Source organism: Trichocoleus sp. FACHB-90, from assembly GCF_014695505.1.
Classification (GTDB): Bacteria; Cyanobacteriota; Cyanobacteriia; order Cyanobacteriales; family FACHB-T130; genus Funiculus; species Funiculus sociatus.
In genome coordinates, this window is record NZ_JACJOK010000048.1 from 47,997 (window position 1) to 68,883 (window position 20,887).

Consider the following 20,887-nt stretch of genomic DNA (forward strand, 5'->3'; position numbering starts at 1 on the left):
AGTTTAAATTAAGCTGATTGCAGTGAAATAACACCTTTGTCAAAAACGCGGTTATTAGTGCCAATGCCGCTAATTACTATTTTGTCTGCAAACACATCCAATGCAGCAAAACTCAACTCACTGACAGAATGCGCCGTCCATTCTGAACGTCCAACTTTACGAACTCCTGCGCCAGCACCACAAGTTAGATAAGTAGTACCGTTAATAGACTTTGTACGCTCATAGTTGTGGTCGTGACCGTTGATGTAAAGTTGCACGCGGTATTTTTGGAAAAGCGGAGTTAGTGTTTCAATAAAAGGTTCATTTACTCCGTATTCACCAGATGAGTAAATCTGATGATGACCAACAACAATTTTCCAAGGCGCATCGCTGCTGCTGAGTTCTTGTTCTAACCAAGTTAGTTGAGCCTTCCAGTCAGCATTATTATTGGTATCTAGAGCAAAAAAATGTACTGGGTTGCGCCGAAATGTGTAGTAACGTCGCCCCTGCATATTAAAGGCTGGATAATTAACTTGGGGGTCGCCGTTATCTGTGCGGATGTCGTGGTTGCCTAGAACAGCTTGAAATTTGACACCCTGTTGCAATAAAACTTGATAAGGGCGCTCAAAAACATCAACAATTTTCTCAATTTCACCATTGTTGTAGATGTTGTCACCAGCCAGGATTGCCAAATCAAAGGGCTTTAGCTGCTGATAACGACTCATGGCTGCTGCTACAGCATATTGACCTTTTGCACCAGTTCCCGTGTCTGCCACCGACACAAAGCGTAGTAGCGGGGTTCCTAGCGTTGACTCAGGCGTTGCTGGTTCGGCGGCAAGATTGAAGGAGACAGCACTCGTAGCCCTTTGACTGCGGAGTGCCTTTGCCAGAAAAGCTAGACCGAAACCACTGAGGGTACTTAAAGCTAGAAAGTGACGGCGTTTAAGGGGCATAGATTAAAAGTTAAGTCAGTTGATTGCAAGTCAGATAAAAGCAGAATAGCAAAGTGGTAGATTAGGGCTGCGAAGGCAGCATCCGGTAAGAATCTACCGTGAGTAGCGCATACGCGCCTACGCCGGAGGCGATCGCAATTATTTTTGCTGCTTTTAAGGGAGATTCCATGTCAGAAGATCAAACAAATCAGCCAAATATACCACCAGCACCGAAAAAGGTGACACCACCGCCCATCCGCCAATCGTTTCTGAAAGCTCAAAGCATTAAGATTCTGCGGGGGACAATTAGACTGCTTGAAGGGACAGTAGAGAAATTGGAAGAGCCACCAACGGCTACCTCCCAAATTACAACTGCCAAGCCAAGCCTTCTGGAACGTTTTTTAAGTTTGTGGAATGGCATTATAGGGATAATCCGCTCTTTGCTGCCAACATCGCTGAATCAAAAGCTTTCTGATACGGCTTTGAGTGGCGCGATCGCAGTCGTTCTCGTTCTACTACTCTGGACAACAACTACCCTTATATCTGGGAAACCGACTGAAGTAGCTGAGGTTCCTCCCGCAGCAACACCTGTTCCCGAACAGATATCTTCTCCTGAACCAACGCCTGTTCCAGTTGCGCCTGTTCCCGAACCAACACCGCCTCCCGCCAACATCGACACGCCTCCAGAATTAAAAGCGCCAGAAGCACCCCAAGCCGTGGAAATTGCTCCACCGCCTCCCCCTGTGCTAACCCCAGAACAAAAATTGATTGCTTCTATTCAAGATCAAGTTGCCCAAACTACTACCCAATATGCAAATGGGCTAATTGGGTCTATTCAAGCTAACTTTCCCGCTAGTCTTCTAGTCGTCCAAGTCAGTGATGCTTGGTACGACCTCAATTTATCCAAACAGGACAAGTTAGCAGGCGAAATGTTGCAACGCGCTAAAGAACTCGACTTTAGCAAGTTGGAAATCTCTGATTCTCAAGGTACGCTTTTAGCCCGATCTCCTGTGGTAGGAGACAAAATGGTAATTCTCAAGCGCCGCCTACTCGCCGCAGGTTAGGAACGTAGATTTAATAACTTACAGAATTTGCGATTGGTAGAGGCATGGCATTGCCCCTACCAAACCAGAGACGTGAAATTTCGCGTCTCTCTTTTTATATTTATCTACCTTCGACTGCGCGCACAGACTGGGATGGTGTTCTAAAATCTAAACTCTGTTCTGGTAGCATCCAGGTAATCAGCAATCCCTGAATAGCACCTACTGCAACCAACGCCCATATAAAACCTGTCTTTTTTATGGCTCGTGGCAACGTGTTCATAAAATTACCCTAAGTAGTGCCTTCCGGCAATTCCGAATACTTTTTTTGACCACCAATTTAACTACGGTCATCCTCTGGTGGCATCTACCTATAGGAGTATATCCAGGGAAATACTTACGTACTTAAGAAAAAGTTGTGGAATTTGGTGAACTACTTAGGCTCAAATTATTAAAGTTTTGTTTTATACATTCCCGATATTGCTAAGAACTATTTTTGCTGGCTATTAGGAAAAACAGCTCCGTAGGTTTTTACGTTAATATCGATACCCGTAATCGCCGTACCAACAACGACGGCATAGGCTCCCAGTTCCAGCGCTTGCTTTGCCATCTGGGGTGAGGCAATGCCACCTTCACAAATAGTTGGAACGTTTAGCTGTTCTACCATCTGGGCTAGTAAGTCAAAGCCTGGGGGAATTAGATGTTTTGTAGCGGCAGTATAGCCGTAAAGGGTGGTGCCTACGATGTCTGCACCTGCGGCGGCGGCGGATAGAGCATTCTCTATAGTATCCACATCTGCCATCACTGGCTTACCCAGTTCATCGTGAATTCGGCTAATCAGTGTTTGTAGTGTCTCTCCATCCGGGCGATCGCGTAATGTGGCATCAATAGCGATAATGTCTGCACCAGCGATCGCGATCGCTTGCGCGTGATGAAACTGCGGAGTGATGTATACTTCGTAACCCGGTATCTGTTGTTTCCACAGACCAATTATCGGTAATTTAACCTTTTCGCGCACTGCCTTTATATGATCTGGCGTATCAATACGCACACCAACAGCGCCATTGAGAATAGAAGCGTGCGCGATCGCGGCAATAACTGAAGGCTCGTGCAGCGGCGACTCAACCGGAGCCTGACAAGATACAATCAAGCCTTGACTCAAAGCCTTTAATGTGTCGCTGCTACGGGGGAAAACAAAATCGTGCATCGTCTAGCCGCTACTCCTGGGGGATGGAATCCTCAAGCTGAGGGTGTCATTTTTATAGAGCAAACACCTGCTCCCATCGTCTTGCTCACCGCAGCGGATACCGATATTCAAACCCTCGCCGCCGCAGTATCTAAATTGCCAGACTCATTTCCCGCGCTACGAGTCGTTAATCTCTTGCAGTTGCAGCAACAACTCAGTATTGATACTTACGCTGAAGAAGTGCTAGAGCAGGCACAGGTAATTATTTTAAGGCTACTGGGAGGACGTTCCTACTGGTCTTATGGATTAGAAGTGGTGCGCCAGACAGTGGAAAGTACCCAGAAGTCGCTGTTTGTCTTACCTGGAGACGATCGCCCAGATCCAGATTTAATCAGTCACTCTACCGTAACTCTGGCATCTAGTAACCATCTGTGGCGCTACTTTACCGAAGGTGGCGTGGAAAATTTCGTTAACGCCTTAAAATTTGTCGCTGATATTTGCTTGGGAAATACCTACAATCCACCACCACCGCAAGAAGTTCCTCGCGTCGGGGTTTATCGGGGGCTGGGGGCTGGGGTCTGGGGGCTGGGGACTGGTGAAAAGGGACTAGGTACTAGGAACAAGGAACTAGGTAAGAGTCCTTCCAATCCCCAATCCCCAATCCCCAATCCCCAATCCCCCAATCCCCAATCCCCAATCCCCAAAATTGGTATTTTGTTCTATCGCGCTCATTATCTAGCGGGAAATACAGCCCCAATTGATGCAATATGTCAAGCTTTAGCTGAACGAAATTTAGAACCAATTCCCGTTTTTGTCTCTTCTCTGCGCGATCGCGATGTACAAGAAGAATTATTGCAATACTTCCAACCGAAAGACGGCGAGGAAATTCAGCTTTTACTCAACACCACCAGCTTTTCTATCTCTCCCCTGAACCCCAACGAGGGCGCTACTTCAATTGTCGATTCTTCCGACTTATGGGGAAAACCCACTCCTACCATTCCTTTATCCCTAGATATCCCTACTTTGCAGGTAATCTTCAGCGGCGGTACGGTGGAACAGTGGAAGAGTGGATTTCAAGGGCTTTCGCCGCGCGATATGGCGATGAATGTGGCTTTACCAGAGGTGGATGGGAGAATCATTAGTCGTGCGGTTTCTTTTAAGGCTGTGCAAACCCGAAATCCTCTGCTGCAAACGGATGTGGTGGTTTATGAACCTGTGCGCGATCGCATTCAATTTGTCGCTGATTTAGCATCTAACTGGGTACGTCTGCGCCAAACTCCACCACAACAGCGAAAAATTGCTTTAATTTTGGCAAATTACCCTAATCGCGATGGGCGTTTAGCTAATGGTGTCGGGTTGGATACTCCAGCAAGTTGTGTAGAAATACTTAAGGCTTTGCAACAGGCTGGGTATTATGTGGAAAATATTCCCGCTACTGGGGATGAGTTAATTTCGCGTTTGACTGCTGGGGTGACTAACGATCCGGAGGCGCGGGAGTTGCGTCGGGTGCAGCAGAGTTTGGCTTTTCAGGAGTATCAAGAGTATTTTTCTACTTTGCCAGAAGCGGTGCAGCAGGGAGTATGCGATCGCTGGGGTTCGGTTTTGGAAATGAACCGCCCAGGCGCAGAGGACGCAGAGGAAGAAAGATTTTTTGCTGTTGCTGGTTTACAGTTAGGTAATGTTTTTGTGGGGATTCAGCCTGCGCGTGGTTATGATATTGACCCAAGTTTAAATTATCATGCTCCGGATTTGGAGCCGCCTCATAGTTATCTGGCTTTTTATTATTGGGTGCGGCAAGTTTTTGGGGTTGATGCGTTTGTTCATGTGGGGAAGCACGGGAATCTAGAATGGCTTCCGGGTAAAAGTGTGGGTCTTTCAAGTAATTGTTATCCGGAAGCAGTGTTTGGGCCTTTGCCTCACTTGTATCCTTTTATTGTTAACGATCCGGGGGAAGGTTCTCAAGCTAAACGTCGCGCTCAAGCTGTAATTATAGACCACTTAACTCCGCCGATGACTAGGGCTGAACTTTATGGCCCTTTGCAACAGTTGGAAGGTTTAATTGATGAATATTATCAGGCTGAAAGTTTAGATCCTTCAAGATTACCAGCGATCAGTTCTCGGATTGCCGATCTAGTTTTTCAGGAGAATTTACACCAAGATTTGAAAATCAAAAAAGAAGATAATTTTGAATTGTCGATTTTAAATTATCTGGATGGTTATTTGTGCGAATTGAAAGAGGCTCAAATACGGGATGGATTGCACATTTTTGGGCAATGTCCCCAAGGGCGACAACTTCGAGATTTGATAGTCGCGATCGCACGTCATCCCGGAAGCGATCGCAAAGGCTTAACGAGAGCGATCGCTCTTGATTCTAATCTAGATTTCGACCCTCTGACAGCAGATCCTTCTCAACCTTTTGTAGGACAGCCCTGTCCTACAAGATATCAGATTGTCGGCGATGTCATTGAGGTATTGGAACAACAAGCCAGTGTGTTAGTAGAACAGCTGATGATGGGAAACCTCCCCGTCAACGAGGGAACTGTAAAAAGAGAATTAGACTGGATACGTCGCTACCTCCTCCCTTCCCTCCAACAAACCAAGCAAGAAATCTCCAACTTATTACGCGGGTTAGATGGGCGATATGTCCCCAGTGGCGCATCTGGCGCACCAACGCGAGGACGACCTGATGTTTTGCCTACTGGTCGCAATTTTTACTCGGTTGATATCCGGTCAATTCCCACAGAAACAGCCTGGAGTGTTGGACGCAAAGCGGCTGACGCTTTAATTGAACAATACACGCAGGAACACGGCGAGTATCCAAAAACACTCGGATTGTCGGTATGGGGAACGAGTACCATGCGGACTGGTGGCGATGACTTGGCGCAAGCAATGGCATTGATTGGAGTGCAGCCCGTGTGGGATGGTGCCTCGCGACGAGTGGTAGACTTTGAGATATTGCCAGTCTCAGTTTTAGGTCGTCCCCGCGTGGATGTGACGCTGAGAATTTCTGGATTTTTCCGCGATGCTTTCCCTAATTTAATCGATTTATTCGATCAAGCTGTAGCAGCAGTAGCGGCGTTAAAGGAACCAGCAGAACAAAACCCATTAGCAGCGCAAGTATCCCAAGAAACCGAGTTTTGGCAAAATTCCGGGTTGAGTCAAGAACAAGCCCAAATGCGATCGCGTTATCGCATCTTTGGTTCTAAACCTGGTGCTTATGGTGCTGGATTGCAAGGTTTAATTGAAGCACAAAATTGGACAGACGACGAAGATTTAGCCCGTGCTTACATCAACTGGAGCAGTTACGCTTACACTAGCTCCCCTCTCGAATCCTCGACAGGGGAGCTAGGGGGGGTTAGCGCCCCAGAAGCCTTCCAGAAGCGTCTACAGCAAATGCAAATAGTATTGCACAATCAAGATAACCGTGAACACGATTTACTAGATTCTGATGATTACTATCAATTTCAAGGCGGTTTAACAGCAGCGGTTCGGGCTTTAACTGGCAAGAATCCGCAAACATATTTTGGCGATAATTCTCTTCCCGAAAATCCCAAAGTTCGGCAACTGCGCGAAGAAATTGCACGAGTTTATCGTTCCCGCGTTGTGAATCCTAAATGGATTGCTGGTGTCATGCGCCACGGTTACAAAGGCGCATTTGAAATGTCAGCAACAGTAGATTATTTATTCGCCTATGATGCGACAGCTAACTGTGTAGAAGATTTCATGTATCAAGGAGTAGCAGAGGCGTATTTATTTGACTCGGCTGTACAAGATTTTATCCAGCAGAAGAACCCTTGGGCGTTAAGAGATATGGCAGAAAGATTGCTAGAGGCTAATCAACGAGGTTTGTGGCAAAACGTTGATAAAGAAATACTAGAAAAATTGCGAAACTTAGTTCACCAATCCGAAGCCGTCATCGAAGGTATGACAGCAATCGTTACAACTGATGAGTTAGGGTAGTTAACCTAGAAATAAGAAAAGTTAGGTGAATTGCAATGTCAGAACAAATGACTTTGGCAGAGTTAGCCGAATATGGGGTGACAATTCCCCCAACACAAGATGAACTTCCCTACAGTGATGGTATCCCTATGGAAAGTCAACGCCATGTTTTGCAAATGCAGATGCTTATAGATATCTTATTGCTGCTGTGGGCAGAACGTCAGGATGTTTTCGTCGGCGGCAATATGTTTGTGTACTACAGTTTAGAACAGGTACGCAATAAAGATTTTAATGGGCCAGATGTTTTTGTGGTGCTAGATGTACCCAGGCGAGAACGCAAAAGTTGGGTTGTCTGGGAAGAAGGCAAAGCACCAGATTTGGTAATCGAATTATTATCAGAAAGCACCGCAAATCGGGATAAAGTTGAGAAAAAGCAAGTTTATCAAAATCGCTTGCGAGTCCCAAATTATTTCTGGTTCGATCCCTTCAGTGGTGAATTGGCAGGTTTTGCCTTGCAAAATGGTGTCTATGCAGAGATTCAACCTGATGCTCAAAATCGACTAATCAGCCAGCAGTTAGGATTGGCGTTAGTACGATGGGAGGGAATTTACCAGGGAGTAACCACCCGTTGGTTGCGTTGGGAAACCCTGGAAGGCGATTTGCTGCCAACAGCCGAGGAGTTGGCTTCCCTGGAACGGCAACGGGCAGAGGAGGCGACTAGGCAGATGCAAGCAGCGCAAGTACAAGCCGCAGAGTTAGAGTCAATGCTGGCTCGTTATCGCGATCGCTTTGGAGAACTACCTGAGTAAATGCTGAATATCTAATAACATGATTTTTCAGAACCAATAAGGCTCTTAACATTTTTTATTACTAATAAATGTTAACGGTGTAACGTCAAAAAAATGCAAGATTATTTCATATTTTTCTTCAAGCCTATTGGTTAAGCTAAAAGAAGACGCCAAAGGTGAGGAAATTCTATGACCGCTTTTTCTGGTGCTAACTTAAAGCGCTCGGCATGGCAAACAACAGTCATGTTTACGCTGGCCTTCTGGCTAAGTGGCAGTCTGATTTTGGACTGGGTAATTATGCCGAGTATGTTTGCTACAGGGATGATGACTGAACCTGGATTTGCCACAGCAGCTTATTCAATCTTCTGGATTTTTAATCGTATCGAGTTGTTGTGCGCCGCTTTAGTATTAACAGGAATTTTGGTTCTTAACCGCACTCATATTGCATCTTATCTGGCAGGACGCAAAGTTATTTTCCTATCTTTGCTGTTGCTAACAATCGCCATTATTGATACATATTTCTTAACACCGCATATGAGTGCTTTGGGAATACAACTCAATCTTTTTGATGCTGTTGCCGAGACTCCGGCGGGTATGAATCAGCTACACGCAGGTTATTGGGTATTAGAAACAGTGAAACTTATTGCCAGCGGTACGCTGTTAGGTTTGTGCGATCGCGATCGCTAATATAGCAATTCTAAACAAGTTGTAAAATATTTTACTCGTTCCCAGTATCAGACTGGGAACGAGTATTTGTATGCTCTGCATCCATTAAACAGGAAGATCCAAACGAGGTTTAAAGGTTTCGATTTGGCGCAGCTTTTCGTAAAGTTCCCGTTCGTGGGGACTGACAGATGGGGGAACCGCAATTTGAATCTCGACTAACTGATCGCCGCGATTGCCATTACCAGTAGGGTAGCCTTTACCAGCCAGACGCAGACGCTTCCCGTGTCCGACATTGCTGGGAACCTTCATTTTCACCATACCATCGAGAGTCGGAACTTCCACAGCTCCTCCCAACACCGCTTCACTCGGCGTAACTGGTAATTGGCAGAAAATATCTGAACCTTCTAGTTTAAAGAAAGGGTGGGAGGATACGGTAATTTTCAGATACAAATCCCCACCACCAATGCCTTGATTTTTTAACCGGATACGTTGCTGATTTAACATTCCCGGTGGCATATCAACTTCCAGACTTCGCCCATCTTCCAGACGAATTCGTTCTCGCCCTCCCTGATAAGCTTTTTCTAATGGCATCGTTAATCTAGCTTCCACGTCGCGACGAGTTTGGCGTGAAGGAACAGTGTAAGCGGTTCTGGTGTTGCCGGGGCGAAACTCATCAGAGGCAGCAACTCTAGGGTTTGTATTGCTTGAGGGTGTTTGTGCCGTCTTTGTTTGGCGACGACCTAACAGAGTATCGACAAAGCTAGGAAAGTCGGGATACTCCTCATAATTTAATTCTTCAGTGGAACTGCGACCATTCCCACTGCGATCGCTCCAACTTTTCCCAGTTGTAGTTTTTCCCGTCCTTCTGGTGCCAAATCCTCTCTGGTTCCAGAAGCGGCTGAACTTATCGTACTCAGATCGCTTAGCCGTATCGGAGAGAATATCGTAGGCTTCACCGATTTCCTTGAACTTTTCTTCTGCTGTTTCATCTCCCGGATTAACATCGGGATGATACTGCCTCGCTAGCCGTCGATACGCCTTTTTAATTTCTTCACCGGTAGCATCTCGATTCACACCTAGAATCTGGTAGTAGTCCCGAAAATTTTGCATACGTCTATTTTTGATTTTAGAAATTAGTTTTTAGATTTTAGATTGTAGATGGCAACCCAAAATCTAAAATCCCAAATCCCAAATCCTTAGAGCCAATCATCATCATCATCATCCCAATCATCATTAGGTTGGACTTTTCTGGAAGTAGGGCGATAGGAACTGCCGCTATCACGACTATACCGCTCTCTACCTGCACCTCCGGAATAGCGACGGTCATCATCGCGATCGCGATAGCGTATGTTGTCATCCCGATCGCGATAACGTATGTTGTCATCCCGATCGCGATCGCGCAATCCCTCACCAAACAGCGAATCACCCTCTCCAGAGAACGTGCGCCGAATCGATCCAAAAAAGTCATCCTCATCCTCAGTCGCTTCCAGCCGCACCTCTCGGTTAAGCTCATAAAGGGCATCCTGAAGATCGCCTTGCGCCCGATCTATCGCGCGATCGTCGTCACGCTTCATGCTCTCGCGCAGTTCCTGAACTAAAGATTCTATGCGCCGCCGCTGTCCGGCTGCAAACTGCATCCCATAAGTCAGCGCTACTTCCCTGAGTTGCCGTTCTGCCTTCAGAACTTCCGCTTCAGCACGGTTGCGCTTCTCCACCCGTTCCCGTCGTTGTCTGTCTTCTGCGGCATATTCTTCCGCATCCTGAATCATCCGGTTAACTTCACCCTCACTGAGAGTAGAAGCCCCTTGAATAGTAACGCTCTGTTCTCTCCCGGTAGTTCTATCTAAGGCAGTCACCTGTAGAATTCCGTTGGCATCAATATCAAAAGCCACCTGAACTTGGGGGACTCCTCGCGGAGAAGGAGGAATGCCAGTCAGCTTAAACCTTCCCAGAGATTTATTATCAGATGACATTTCTCGTTCGCCCTGGAGAACGTGAATTTCCACCACCGTTTGGTTATTTTCCGATGTCGAGAAGATATCCGAACGTCGCACGGGTATAGTCGTGTTACGCGGAATAAGTTTCTTCGTCACGCCGCCGATGGTTTCTAAACCAAGGGATAGGGGAGTTACATCTAGGAGCAGTACATCCTTAACTTCACCAGCTAGAATTCCCGCCTGAACTGCCGCACCCACCGCCACCACTTCATCCGGGTTAACGTTCTCGTTTGGTTCTCTGTCAATTAAGCTGCGTACCAGCTGTCTTACCAGGGGAATCCGGGTACTCCCTCCCACTAATACCACTTCGTCAATTCTGGATGGCGTGAGATTGGCATCAACTAAGGCGCGTTTTACAGGTGCCTTCAATCGACTCACTAAGTCTCCACACAAACCTTCAAATTGGGAGCGAGTCAGCCTAGTTTCTACGTGTAAGGGGCCTTCCTCCGTGGCGGTGATAAAGGGGAGGTTAATATCCGTGACGCCGACCCCAGAAAGCTCAATTTTCGCTTTTTCCGCAGCTTCTGTGAGGCGCTGTAGGGCTTGGCGATCGCGTCTTAAATCTATCCCTTCTGTTTCCAAAAATTGTTGTGCCAGCCAGTCCACAATTTTTCTGTCAAAATCGTTACCGCCCAGCTGAGTATCACCGCTAGTCGCCTTAACTTCAAACACTCCATCCCCTACTTCTAGAATGGAGACATCAAAGGTACCGCCGCCCAAGTCAAACACCAAAATAGTTTGACTATCTTTGCGATCTAACCCATAAGCCAAAGATGCAGCCGTTGGCTCATTCAGAATCCGCAATACATCCAGTCCGGCAATTCTCCCAGCATCTTTTGTTGCCTGTCGCTGAGAATCATTGAAATAAGCTGGAACTGTAATCACCGCCCCCGTTACTGGCTCTCCCAAGTAGCGACTCGCTTCCGCTGCCAACTTTTGCAGTACCATTGCCGCGATTTCCTCTGGGGCAAATTCCCGCTTGAGTCGAGGGCATTTTATTTTAACGTTGCCCTCCTCATCCTTGCGAATCGTGTATGGGACTTGCTTCGATGTCGGGGTGAGTTCGCTGTACTTGCGCCCGATGAAGCGCTTCACCGCATAAAATGTATTTTGCGGGTTGAGAACAGCTTGCCGTCGCGCCATTTGTCCGACGAGGCGTTCTCCTTCTTTACTGAAACCAACCACGGAGGGAGTAGTCCTCATGCCTTCTGCATTGGCAATGACAACGGGCTTGCCGCCTTCCATGACAGCTACTACTGAATTGGTTGTTCCCAGGTCAATGCCGACTACTTTACCCATGCCTAGTGTGTTCTCCTTGCCTTTCCTTTATATTTTGAGAACAAATACTTGGATTTATTCTATCTTGCTGTCAGGGATTGCACGGTATTTGGCAACGCCAGAAAGTTAGTTGACTCCATGAAACTCTATGATTTTTGCCAACTTAAGCTTTTTTTACCGCTTTGCTGCCATAATGACAGGCTGCCTGTTATTTATTGGTTGTTCTCGCACTCACCTAATCCAAGCTACCCCTTCAAATGCGGTTGTCCAGCCTTTGGCCGCCACGACAGCGGCGAACAGGAGCGATCGCTTGACGGAAGGAATAAATCAAGCTATGAGTGCTGCCCTCAAGGCTCAATCGGCTAAATCTGCCCAAGACTGGGATGAAGTTGCCGAAGGATGGTTAAGTGCGATCGCATCTTTGCAATCAATTTCACCAGATAGCCCCGAACGAGCCTACGCCCAAAAAAAAGTCACCGAGTATATGCGGTCTTTGGAGGTAGCCCAACAAAGAGCAGCGGCAACCAGCTATCAATCACAATACCCTACTTTTAATAACCAGTTGCTTGACAATCAGCTGGTACTTTATTTATCTTACGTAGCTGCTGTTGGCCCACCTGATATTTTAATTGTCGGCAGTTCCCGTTCTTTGCAGGGTGTTGACCCCAGACAAATGCAGCAAGCTTTGGCAGCTAGAGGGATTTCCGGAAAGAAAATCTTTAATTTTGGGGTAAATGGCGCAACTGCCCAAGTAATTGATTTTTTAGTGCGGCGACTCTTGACACAAGACCAGTTGCCTAAATTAATTGTGTGGGCAGATGGAGTCAGAGCCTTTAACAGTGGACGAATTGATCGAACTTATAACCTTATTTTGGCATCTCCTGGTTATCAGCGCTTAATAAGTGGCGATCGCCCCCAGAGTAGTTCTCCACTAGATGACCCAAATACCATACACGTTAAGAGTTTGAACAACTTGGTTGCAAAAAATCAAATAAACAATGTTGCTCCTAACACTGTTAGTTCTTTCAACCTTTTGCCATCCAACAGTGAAAAAATAATAGCTCAGAACAACGCAGAAGGCGTTACTACCGACTATTCCATAGCTGCTGTTGACGCTAATGGATTTCTCCCGGTAAATATCCGTTTCAATCCGGTAATTTACTATCGCCAAAAGCCGAGAGTTGCCGGACTTTACGATGCTGATTATGCCGCCTTTCAATTAGGAGGTAAGCAAGAAGTAGCTTTAAATAACTTGATGATATTCACCAAGCAGCGACGAATTCCTGTAGTTTTCGTCAGCCTACCTTTAAGTCAGGATTACTTAGACCGAACCCGCCAAAGATATGAGCAACAATTTCGGCGATATATGCAGCGACAAGCCACTGCTAAAGGATTTGTCTTTCTAGACTTATCTGGACAGTGGCGCAACCAAAATGGCTATTTTGCCGACCCCAGCCATCTAAATCGTTTTGGTGCTGCTGCTGTGGCAAATAGAATCGCCCGCGACCCCAGGATTTCTTGGCCTTGATAATAATTTTTAACGCAAAGGTAGCGCTGTCGCGCCGCTTCGCTAACGCAAAGGTAAGCGCAAAGGTTCGCAGATTAATGCTGCTTGTTTGTTACATAAAGCGATTTCTTTGGCGTTAAATTAAAGGCAACCCGAAATGAGAGATATATGGGAATTATTAATTTCTGGTAGTTTTCGATGAACCTAAGCGTCTAAAAAGTTATTTTAGTTGATAAAACAAGCAGACGAAATAACATCCGATGGGCAATTGCAACTGAGCGCATACTTAGCAAAAAGGCTCAGACAGGGAGCATCCCGTATTTGCACGCCCACAGACTGGAATCGCTAAGTATTTTTGCAAAACTGGGATGCACCCGCTCAGGCACGGGGAGATTAAACACCACGCATTCCGCAATATAAGGGAATTTGCTAGTTGTTCGCGTCTAAAGAGCAGGTTTTTTATTTAAACCTAAAACTCTTCATCCTCATCATAAGAATTAGTATTTGACCACTGTTGAAAAGTGACTTCATGCTCATAATAAGCTTGAGGATTTGGCGGATAACAAAGAGTAAATTTAGTGTGCTTAATCCTAACTGTATCCTCCAAGCGACCTTGAATCATAATCACTTTTTGTAATAGCCGCTTATAAACCACCATACTCGGACAAATTACCTCCAGTTCAGTCATCCCGTTGTCGTGACGAGTAATTCTCCACTCACAATGACTAAACAACGCTTTGAGCGAACCATTAAGCTTTAAATACAGGCGGTGTCGTTGATCCCGTACTGCCGCCAGCTCTCTAGAGAGTGCTGTATCTTGCTCAGAGAGCGGTTGAGGTGCATCGGGGTTGTCTTGACTCATCTGTTTCTAGGGACTGGAGATTCGAGAGGTGACTGGGGAGGAGGCAAAAATATCTTCCCAATTAGCAATTACTAATTAGCACTTATTTTCGGTGCCTGGGTTTTGTTACGAAATGCAAAGTATAATGAGAGCGAGAAAACACGCTTTATAACCTATAAGGGTAGACCATCAAATGCGCGTTGCGATCGCTGGGGCGGGGTTAGCAGGACTTTCCTGCGCTAAATATTTGACAGATGCTGGACACACTCCCATCGTCCTCGAACGGCAGGACGTACTGGGCGGTAAAGTTGCTGCTTGGAAAGATGCTGACGGCGACTGGTACGAAACTGGGCTGCACGTCTTTTTTGGGGCTTATCCCAATATGTTGCAGTTATTCAAGGAACTGGACATCGAAGATCGGTTGCAGTGGAAAGAACACACTATGATCTTCAACCAGCCCGAAAAACCAGGCACTTATAGTAGGTTTGATTTTCCGGATTTGCCTGCGCCCTTGAATGGGATAGTAGCGATTTTGCGGAACAACGATATGCTGACTTGGGGTGAGAAAATCCAGTTAGCTAAAGGTTTGGTTCCAGCGATGCTGCGGGGGCAAAAGTATGTTGACGAAACGGATAATTATACCTTTTCTGAATGGCTGAAGCGGCAAGGTGTAAGTGAGGAAGTACAACAGGATATCTTTATCGCTGCATCTAAATCGCTAAACTTTATCAATCCAGATGAGATTTCGGCTGTAGTTCTGCTAACTGCCCTAAGAGCCTTCCTTCAGGAAAAGAACGGCTCGAAAATGGCTTTTCTGGATGGCTCCCCGACAGAGCGGTTGTGTCAGCCGATGGTGGATTATATCACCGAGCGTGGTGGTGAAGTGCGCTTGAATGCACCAATTAAAGAATTTTTACTAAATTCAGATGGCACGGTACGAGGATTTCTGATTCGCGGGTTGAATGGTGCTGAGGATGAAATTCTCACGGCTGATATGTACGTCTCGGCGATGCCTGTAGACCCCCTGAAGGTGATGCTACCCCAGCCTTGGCAAAAGATGGAGTATTTCCAAAAGCTGGATGGTTTAGAGGGTGTCCCGGTCATTAACGTGCATCTGTGGTTTGATCGGAAGCTGACGCAAATCGACCAATTGCTGTTTTCGCGATCGCCTCTTTTGAACGTATATGCTGACATGAGCAACACTTGTCGCGGCTACGCTAACCCGGATAAATCCATGCTGGAATTAGTTCTAGCACCTGCAAAAGATTGGATTAGCAAATCCGACCAGGAAATTATCGATGCGACGATGGATGAGTTGAAAAAACTTTTCCCCGATCATTTCGGCTGCGATAACCCCACAAAATTGCTGAAATATCACGTTGTAAAAACGCCGCGCTCAGTCTACAAGGCAATTCCAGGCCGTCAACAGTATCGTCCGTCACAAAAGACACCGATTGCAAATTTCTATCTGACAGGGGATTATACAATGCAGCGTTTCCTGGCAAGTATGGAGGGTGCCGTACTTTCTGGTAAGCTGACAGCGCAGGCAATTGTAAGCGATCAGTCCTTAGTCGCCGAGCGTCAGTTGCCAAGCGTCAGCAGTCAGTCATCAGTCGTCGGTCGTCAGGGAACAGCTGTTAAGTTGCCAAGTTGAAAGTTTGGGTAGGAATTTTCCTTCTAAGAACGTTCCAACCTAACAACATTCCAACTTGACAACACAGAACCCACAACTGACAACAAAGGACAGACAACTGGCAACAAACAACGGACAATAGACAACTAACAACTGAACCACTTTTCAGCCTGCAATGAATGCTGCAACTGTCTAAACTCCCCCGCATGAGAACGCTGGCCTCAACAGAGGATGCCTACGAACTCTGCCGTCAGATTACGGCTAAGTACGCGAAAACGTTTTATCCGAGTACGCTGCTGATGTCAAAACCCAAGCGGCGAGCCATTTGGGCTATCTATGCTTGGTGTCGGCTAACGGATGAACTGGTAGACGGCTCCGAAGCCGGAATTACAACCCCTGAAACTTTGGATCGGTGGGAACAACAGCTGGAATCGGTCTTTGCTGGAGAGCCAGTAGATGACCCAGATGTGGCGTTGGTGGATGCCCTGCAACGCTTCTCAATAGATATTGAGCCGTTTCGGGATATGATCGCCGGACAACGGATGGATTTATACCGCAGTCGGTACAAGACTTTTGAGGAGCTACATCTGTACTGTTACCGGGTGGCTGGTACTGTAGGTTTGATGTCAACATCTGTGATGGGTGTCGATACCAAGCAGTACGTGACACCTTGGAATGAAGATGCTTATGTTCCCACACAGCAAGCGATCGCATTGGGAATTGCCAGCCAACTTACCAACATCCTACGAGATGTTGGGGAAGATTCCCGTCGGGGCCGGATCTACCTCCCTCTAGACGAATTAGCCCTCTTTAACTACACTGAACACGATTTAATCAATGGTGTGGTTGACGAGCGCTGGCGCGAATTGATGCGATTCCAAATTCAACGAGCGCGTAAATTTTATAGGGAGGCAGAAAAAGGCATCAGCTATCTGAGTCCGGAGGTTCGCTGGCCTGTCTGGGCAGCTTTAATGTTGTACAGCCAGATTCTTGATGTGATTGAACAAAATGATTACGACGTATTTACCAAAAGAGCCTATGTCCCTACTCCCCGAAAGTTGCTGAGTTTGCCCGTCGCTTGGTTGCGGGCGCAAGCACTGTAAGAGTTTTGAGTTTTGAATTCAAAACTCCGGAGCAATGGAAGTCTAGGGCTTTGTAAAACTCAACGTTATTTAACCATCTAGTTCGTAAATGGCTACAGGTTCTTCTTTGCCCTTGACTCTGACAAACTTATCTACTAAGCGCAGGGGAAAGGTTTTTGGATGGCGTAGGGCGGTGATGACTGGGTGCGTTACTAAAATGCTGCTGTCGTAGTTTTTGGTCAGGCTCTCTACACGAGCGGCTACGTTGACTGTATCGCCTATAACTGTAGAATCGATGCGGGAGCTAAAACCGACTGTACCCATGACTACTTCGCCCCGGTGGATGCCAATGCCGATGTCGATGGTTGGCAAACCTTGATGACTTCGCTCCTCATTAAATACTTTTAGCCGTTGCCGCATAGCTAAAGCCGCTAGGAGGGCGCTGTCGGTAGCTTCATCCTCAAATAACGCCATAATTGCGTCGCCAATATACTTGTCAATGAAGCCGCCTGTGCTGTCAATTACCTGCCCCATACAGGCGAGGTAATCGTTTAAAAAATAAAATGTTTCCAACGGTGTCATTTGTTCCGACATTGCTGTATAGCCGCGAATATCGGCAAACAGGATGGTAATAATGCGTGTTGAGGCGAAACCTACATGGATATTTTCGATGCCTTCGGGTGCAATCACCAATAGAAATTTTTCTGGCACGAAGCGATAAAACGACTCGATGGTTTTCTCAAATCTGTTGAATAAAGTCTGTAGCGAGGCTGACATTTCGTTGAAGGCGATCGCTAGTGCGCCAATTTCGTCTCGACGGTGGATTTCGGCGCGATGTTCTAAATCGCCTGCGGCAATTTTGGCAGCACTTATTTGCAGTCGCCGCACCGGGTTACTCAATTGCTTTGCCAAAAGGTATGCCCCGAAAAGCCCGAAGGAAAGTCCGAAAACCCCAACTAAAAAGGCTTTTTCCACTGCGTTCGCTACCGCTTGATTTACCTGCCGCAAAGACATCCCAATCCGCAAAGTTCCGATTTTTTGCCCTGATGAGTCGCGGATAGCTGCGGCAGTTTCAATTATTTTTTCCCCTCGACGCGCCCTTGTCTTGCTGTTGAAGCTAATATCCCGTAAAAGCAATGTTTCTATAACCAGAGTTTGATCATATACTTCCAGGGCAGATTCGGTAATTTCTACAGGTATAATATCCGGAAAAAACTGTTCTTGAAAATCGCTATGACTGGCGGCAACAATTTGATTTGATAACCGCACATCTGAGATTAAAATGTAAACAAAATCTTGGTTTCTTCTAGCAAGTGAATTCACACCCAGTCGGATCTGTCCCCAATTTTGATCCTGTAATTCGTTCGTCCAGGCATTAGATAAAGCTACCGTAAGTTGCTGAACTTCGCGCCGCTTCTGGTAGCGGTAAAGACGGCTCTCGTTCTTAGCCCACAGCCACACCATAGAGGAGACAATCGCCACAATGAGAAGTGTTGTGGCGGTCATAATTTGGGTGTGAATAGAGCGGAACGCGGGAACCTTCATAATTCCTAGTTGCTAATTGCTAATTGCTAATTGCTAATTGCTAATTGCTAATTGGGAAAAGTTTTACCTAATCCCCAGTCCCCAGTCCCCAGTCCCCAGTCCCCAGTCCCCATTATTTCCTGACTTCTAGTTCCTCAACAAAAGTAAGCCAGCGCTGATGTTGAGGTGCGCGTTCTCGATTGCCATTTGATTCTTGACAAGTGCTGCTTGTCGCCAGCGTGACCGGGCCACCCATCTTGGCAGGAATAGGGTCGAGTTTGTCGCCCCAGCGCGTGACAAGTAGAATGTCACACTCACGTATATCTTTTGCCAAGATACTAATCGGATTCTTGGCATCGCGGGAGGCTGGCGCTTTCCCCCGAAATACAACCGCAGCGACTTCTGGCAGGGTCACGCCAGCAGCCACCAGAACGTCTCGCACTCGCACACCCTGAAGTTTCACTTTGCTAATCGGCCAGCCAATTGGGTAGCCAACGGCTTCTTCAATGGTGACTTGTTCTAGTTGGTCGAGGTCGTTGGCGTTAAGTTGGCTTTTTCCTACTCGCAACTGTATTGGCTCGGTGCCAACTATCATGTTGGTGACATAAAATGCCCAAAAGCGGTCGGGATACTTTTGCTGGAGTTGCGGGTACTTAGTATAGGGGAAAACTAGGGAAAGCGGGCCACCGTCGCTGCGGGAAATCGGTTTACCATTGCTTTCTAAGGCGATGATAATTGGGTATTTAGTTAAATCTTCGCGGCTAACTGTGGCTCGGTAGGCATCAAAAGATACAAAGGTAATTTCAGTAGCGGGAGTGGTACCCAATTCCAGCAGCTTTGAGATGTCAACGCCTCGATAGTCGAGAATTTCATCAGCTTTTTTGGTGTTATGAGGCGATCGCGTCTTTATACGGGTAGTTGCTAGGGCATCTAATTGTTGCATAGATAATCTTACTTCCCTAGCGGTTTGCCCCTGAATCGTTAGTTCCCACTGTTGTTGCTGCCGATTTTTTTTATGGGCAGCAATCATCGTCGTGTTTCGCGCGATCGCTTGTTTTCGCCATTCCTCCAACTGGGCATCTGTTGGACTATCCCCACATCCCGCAAGTAAGGCAAGCAAGTAAAGGCAAACGGCAAGAGGCGCAGAGGGACAGAGGGCGAATTTTTTAGTCATCCTTCATCCCTCATCCCTCATGAAAAATAGGCTGGTGCATTTCCGGGTTTCCATTTGATGTTGCAGCCGATGCTGGGCTTCTGGACATCGGAGATTGGTTTACCTGCCAGGACTGCATCAATCGCATTTCGTAAATCTTGACCAGTTACAGGCTGATCGTTACCAGGACGGCTATCATCCAATTGACCGCGATACACTAAACTTCTGTTTCCATCGAAAAGAAAAAAGTCCGGAGTACAAGCTGCTGTGTAAGCCTTGGCAGTTTCCTGAGTCTCGTCATAGCACAAAGGAAAAGTGAATCCCAACTCTTTAGCCATTGCCTGAAGTTGGTCGGGGGCATCATCCGGGTAGTTGCTGGCATCGTTGGCACTGATTGCCACAATTCCAAGATTTTTATCTTCGTAATCCTTACCAATTTGCGCTAATTGTGCCTCTACGTGCTTGACAAATGGACAATGCTTGCAGATGAACATCACCAATAATCCTTGTTTCCCTTTCATGGTGGCGAGGGAAATTGTTTCACCAAAAACATCCGGTAGTTGGAAATCGGGGGCTAACGTGCCTAGCGGCAACATGGTTGAGGCAACTCTTGCCATTATATGCACTCCGTTTTTTAACTGCGCTCCCACCTATATTGCTCTACGGGAATGCAAATTGCTATAGCGGGTAGCGATCGCACTCGTTGTATAGTACATTTGTATCATTAAGCTAATCCGAGCCTCGACATGAGAAAAGGGCAAGCAAACCTCAAAGTAGTTCCACTCTTAAGCGGCAAATCAAAACGGCATCCCGCACAGTTGGATTCTCAGCAAAAATGCGTTTCATTGCAAACTATTACCACTACTAAAGCACTGCCACAACCGACAGCTAACTCATCGAGGTTTATTCCATCTTTGCCAGTAAAAAGCTACAAAGAACTGCTACAGCAAAGGCTGAATGACAGATTGAGAAGCTTGGAGGCACAAGCACAACGTATAAATCAACTTTCAAGTGAGTTAGATGCGGCAATCCTTGAACTCCAAGACATCTCCACTCAAATTAATGCTGAATTGAGAGCCATCAACAAGAAGGCTGAAATTTGCGAATACAAAACAAGGACTGTACCTTACATGAAACAAAAGCAAGATGGGTCATTAGTCTTAACCACACGACCAATTGATTTATACAAAGCAGAACGGGAAGCAGCTTTCGTAGCACAGAAACTACGGCGACGAACCAGAAGAAAACGCAGCGATGCTCTAGGGGAATTTTAAATAGGTTTTGTTTGGTGGGCATCCCCCACCAAACGCCATCTGAAATTAAAACCTTGTATTGAATGTTA

At 46.5% G+C, this 20,887-nt stretch carries 17 protein-coding genes; 8 read left to right on the top strand and 9 right to left on the bottom strand.

Features of this window, described 5'->3' with window-relative positions:
• Positions 1 to 8: 8 nt before the first annotated feature.
• Positions 9 to 932: a metallophosphoesterase gene (locus H6F74_RS13745; RefSeq protein WP_190441963.1), complete on the bottom strand. Its 924-nt coding sequence runs from the start codon at positions 930 to 932 to the stop codon at positions 9 to 11.
• A 98-nt stretch (positions 933 to 1,030) separates the two neighbouring features.
• Between H6F74_RS13745 and H6F74_RS13750 the strand changes: the two genes are divergently transcribed.
• Entirely contained in the window at positions 1,031 to 1,975 is a 945-nt protein-coding gene (locus tag H6F74_RS13750) for a hypothetical protein (RefSeq protein WP_199301209.1), read from the top strand.
• A gap of 100 nt (positions 1,976 to 2,075) precedes the next feature.
• Here the strand turns inward: H6F74_RS13750 and H6F74_RS13755 are convergent, their stop codons facing one another.
• Complete coding sequence (locus H6F74_RS13755; RefSeq protein ID WP_190441965.1) at positions 2,076 to 2,234, bottom strand: hypothetical protein; 159 nt, start codon at positions 2,232 to 2,234, stop codon at positions 2,076 to 2,078.
• Between the two features lie 207 nt (positions 2,235 to 2,441).
• Entirely contained in the window at positions 2,442 to 3,158 is a 717-nt protein-coding gene (locus H6F74_RS13760) for an N-acetylmannosamine-6-phosphate 2-epimerase (protein ID WP_190441967.1), read from the bottom strand.
• Here H6F74_RS13760 and cobN point away from each other — a divergent pair.
• The 3 genes from cobN (at position 3,153) to H6F74_RS13775 (ending at position 8,551) form a co-directional block, all read left to right on the top strand.
• A complete protein-coding gene (gene cobN, locus H6F74_RS13765; protein WP_190441969.1) occupies positions 3,153 to 7,097 on the top strand; it encodes a cobaltochelatase subunit CobN in 3,945 nt (1,314 codons plus the stop codon). The two genes, H6F74_RS13760 and cobN, sit on opposite strands and share 6 nt — an antisense overlap.
• A 35-nt stretch (positions 7,098 to 7,132) precedes the next feature.
• A complete protein-coding gene (locus tag H6F74_RS13770; RefSeq protein ID WP_242022086.1) occupies positions 7,133 to 7,885 on the top strand; it encodes a Uma2 family endonuclease in 753 nt (250 codons plus the stop codon).
• Positions 7,886 to 8,053: 168 nt separating this feature from the next.
• Positions 8,054 to 8,551, top strand: a complete 498-nt coding sequence (locus H6F74_RS13775) for a hypothetical protein (protein WP_190441971.1) — start codon at positions 8,054 to 8,056, stop codon at positions 8,549 to 8,551.
• Positions 8,552 to 8,635: 84 nt separating this feature from the next.
• Here H6F74_RS13775 and H6F74_RS13780 read toward each other — a convergent pair whose 3' ends face one another.
• Both H6F74_RS13780 and dnaK read right to left on the bottom strand, forming a co-directional pair.
• Positions 8,636 to 9,640, bottom strand: coding sequence for a J domain-containing protein (locus H6F74_RS13780; RefSeq protein ID WP_190441972.1), 1,005 nt, complete (start codon positions 9,638 to 9,640; stop codon positions 8,636 to 8,638).
• Positions 9,641 to 9,726: 86 nt separating this feature from the next.
• Positions 9,727 to 11,826: a molecular chaperone DnaK gene (dnaK, locus tag H6F74_RS13785; RefSeq protein ID WP_190441981.1), complete on the bottom strand. Its 2,100-nt coding sequence runs from the start codon at positions 11,824 to 11,826 to the stop codon at positions 9,727 to 9,729.
• Positions 11,827 to 11,953: 127 nt separating this feature from the next.
• On the opposite strand from dnaK, the gene H6F74_RS13790 reads away from it, so the two are divergent.
• Positions 11,954 to 13,333 carry a D-alanyl-lipoteichoic acid biosynthesis protein DltD gene (locus H6F74_RS13790; RefSeq protein WP_190441983.1) on the top strand — a complete coding sequence of 460 codons (1,380 nt, stop codon included), beginning with the start codon at positions 11,954 to 11,956 and terminating at the stop codon, positions 13,331 to 13,333.
• A gap of 448 nt (positions 13,334 to 13,781) precedes the next feature.
• Here H6F74_RS13790 and H6F74_RS13795 read toward each other — a convergent pair whose 3' ends face one another.
• Positions 13,782 to 14,174: a hypothetical protein gene (locus H6F74_RS13795; protein ID WP_190441985.1), complete on the bottom strand. Its 393-nt coding sequence runs from the start codon at positions 14,172 to 14,174 to the stop codon at positions 13,782 to 13,784.
• 172 nt (positions 14,175 to 14,346) lie between these two features.
• Between H6F74_RS13795 and pds the strand changes: the two genes are divergently transcribed.
• Complete coding sequence (gene pds, locus H6F74_RS13800) at positions 14,347 to 15,807, top strand: 15-cis-phytoene desaturase (RefSeq protein WP_190441987.1); 1,461 nt, start codon at positions 14,347 to 14,349, stop codon at positions 15,805 to 15,807.
• Between the two features lie 158 nt (positions 15,808 to 15,965).
• On the top strand, positions 15,966 to 16,889 hold the full coding sequence (gene crtB, locus H6F74_RS13805) for a 15-cis-phytoene synthase CrtB (protein WP_190441989.1): 924 nt from the start codon (positions 15,966 to 15,968) through the stop codon (positions 16,887 to 16,889).
• Positions 16,890 to 16,958: 69 nt separating this feature from the next.
• Here the strand turns inward: crtB and H6F74_RS13810 are convergent, their stop codons facing one another.
• From H6F74_RS13810 to H6F74_RS13820, 3 genes are all read right to left on the bottom strand, one after another.
• Positions 16,959 to 18,413, bottom strand: a complete 1,455-nt coding sequence (locus tag H6F74_RS13810; RefSeq protein WP_190441991.1) for an adenylate/guanylate cyclase domain-containing protein — start codon at positions 18,411 to 18,413, stop codon at positions 16,959 to 16,961.
• A 112-nt stretch (positions 18,414 to 18,525) separates the two neighbouring features.
• Entirely contained in the window at positions 18,526 to 19,566 is a 1,041-nt protein-coding gene (locus tag H6F74_RS13815) for a molybdopterin-dependent oxidoreductase (protein ID WP_190441993.1), read from the bottom strand.
• A 17-nt stretch (positions 19,567 to 19,583) separates the two neighbouring features.
• Entirely contained in the window at positions 19,584 to 20,162 is a 579-nt protein-coding gene (locus tag H6F74_RS13820) for a thioredoxin family protein (RefSeq protein ID WP_190441995.1), read from the bottom strand.
• 129 nt (positions 20,163 to 20,291) lie between these two features.
• On the opposite strand from H6F74_RS13820, the gene H6F74_RS13825 reads away from it, so the two are divergent.
• Positions 20,292 to 20,819, top strand: a complete 528-nt coding sequence (locus H6F74_RS13825; protein WP_190441997.1) for a hypothetical protein — start codon at positions 20,292 to 20,294, stop codon at positions 20,817 to 20,819.
• The last annotated feature ends 68 nt before the right edge of the window (positions 20,820 to 20,887 follow it).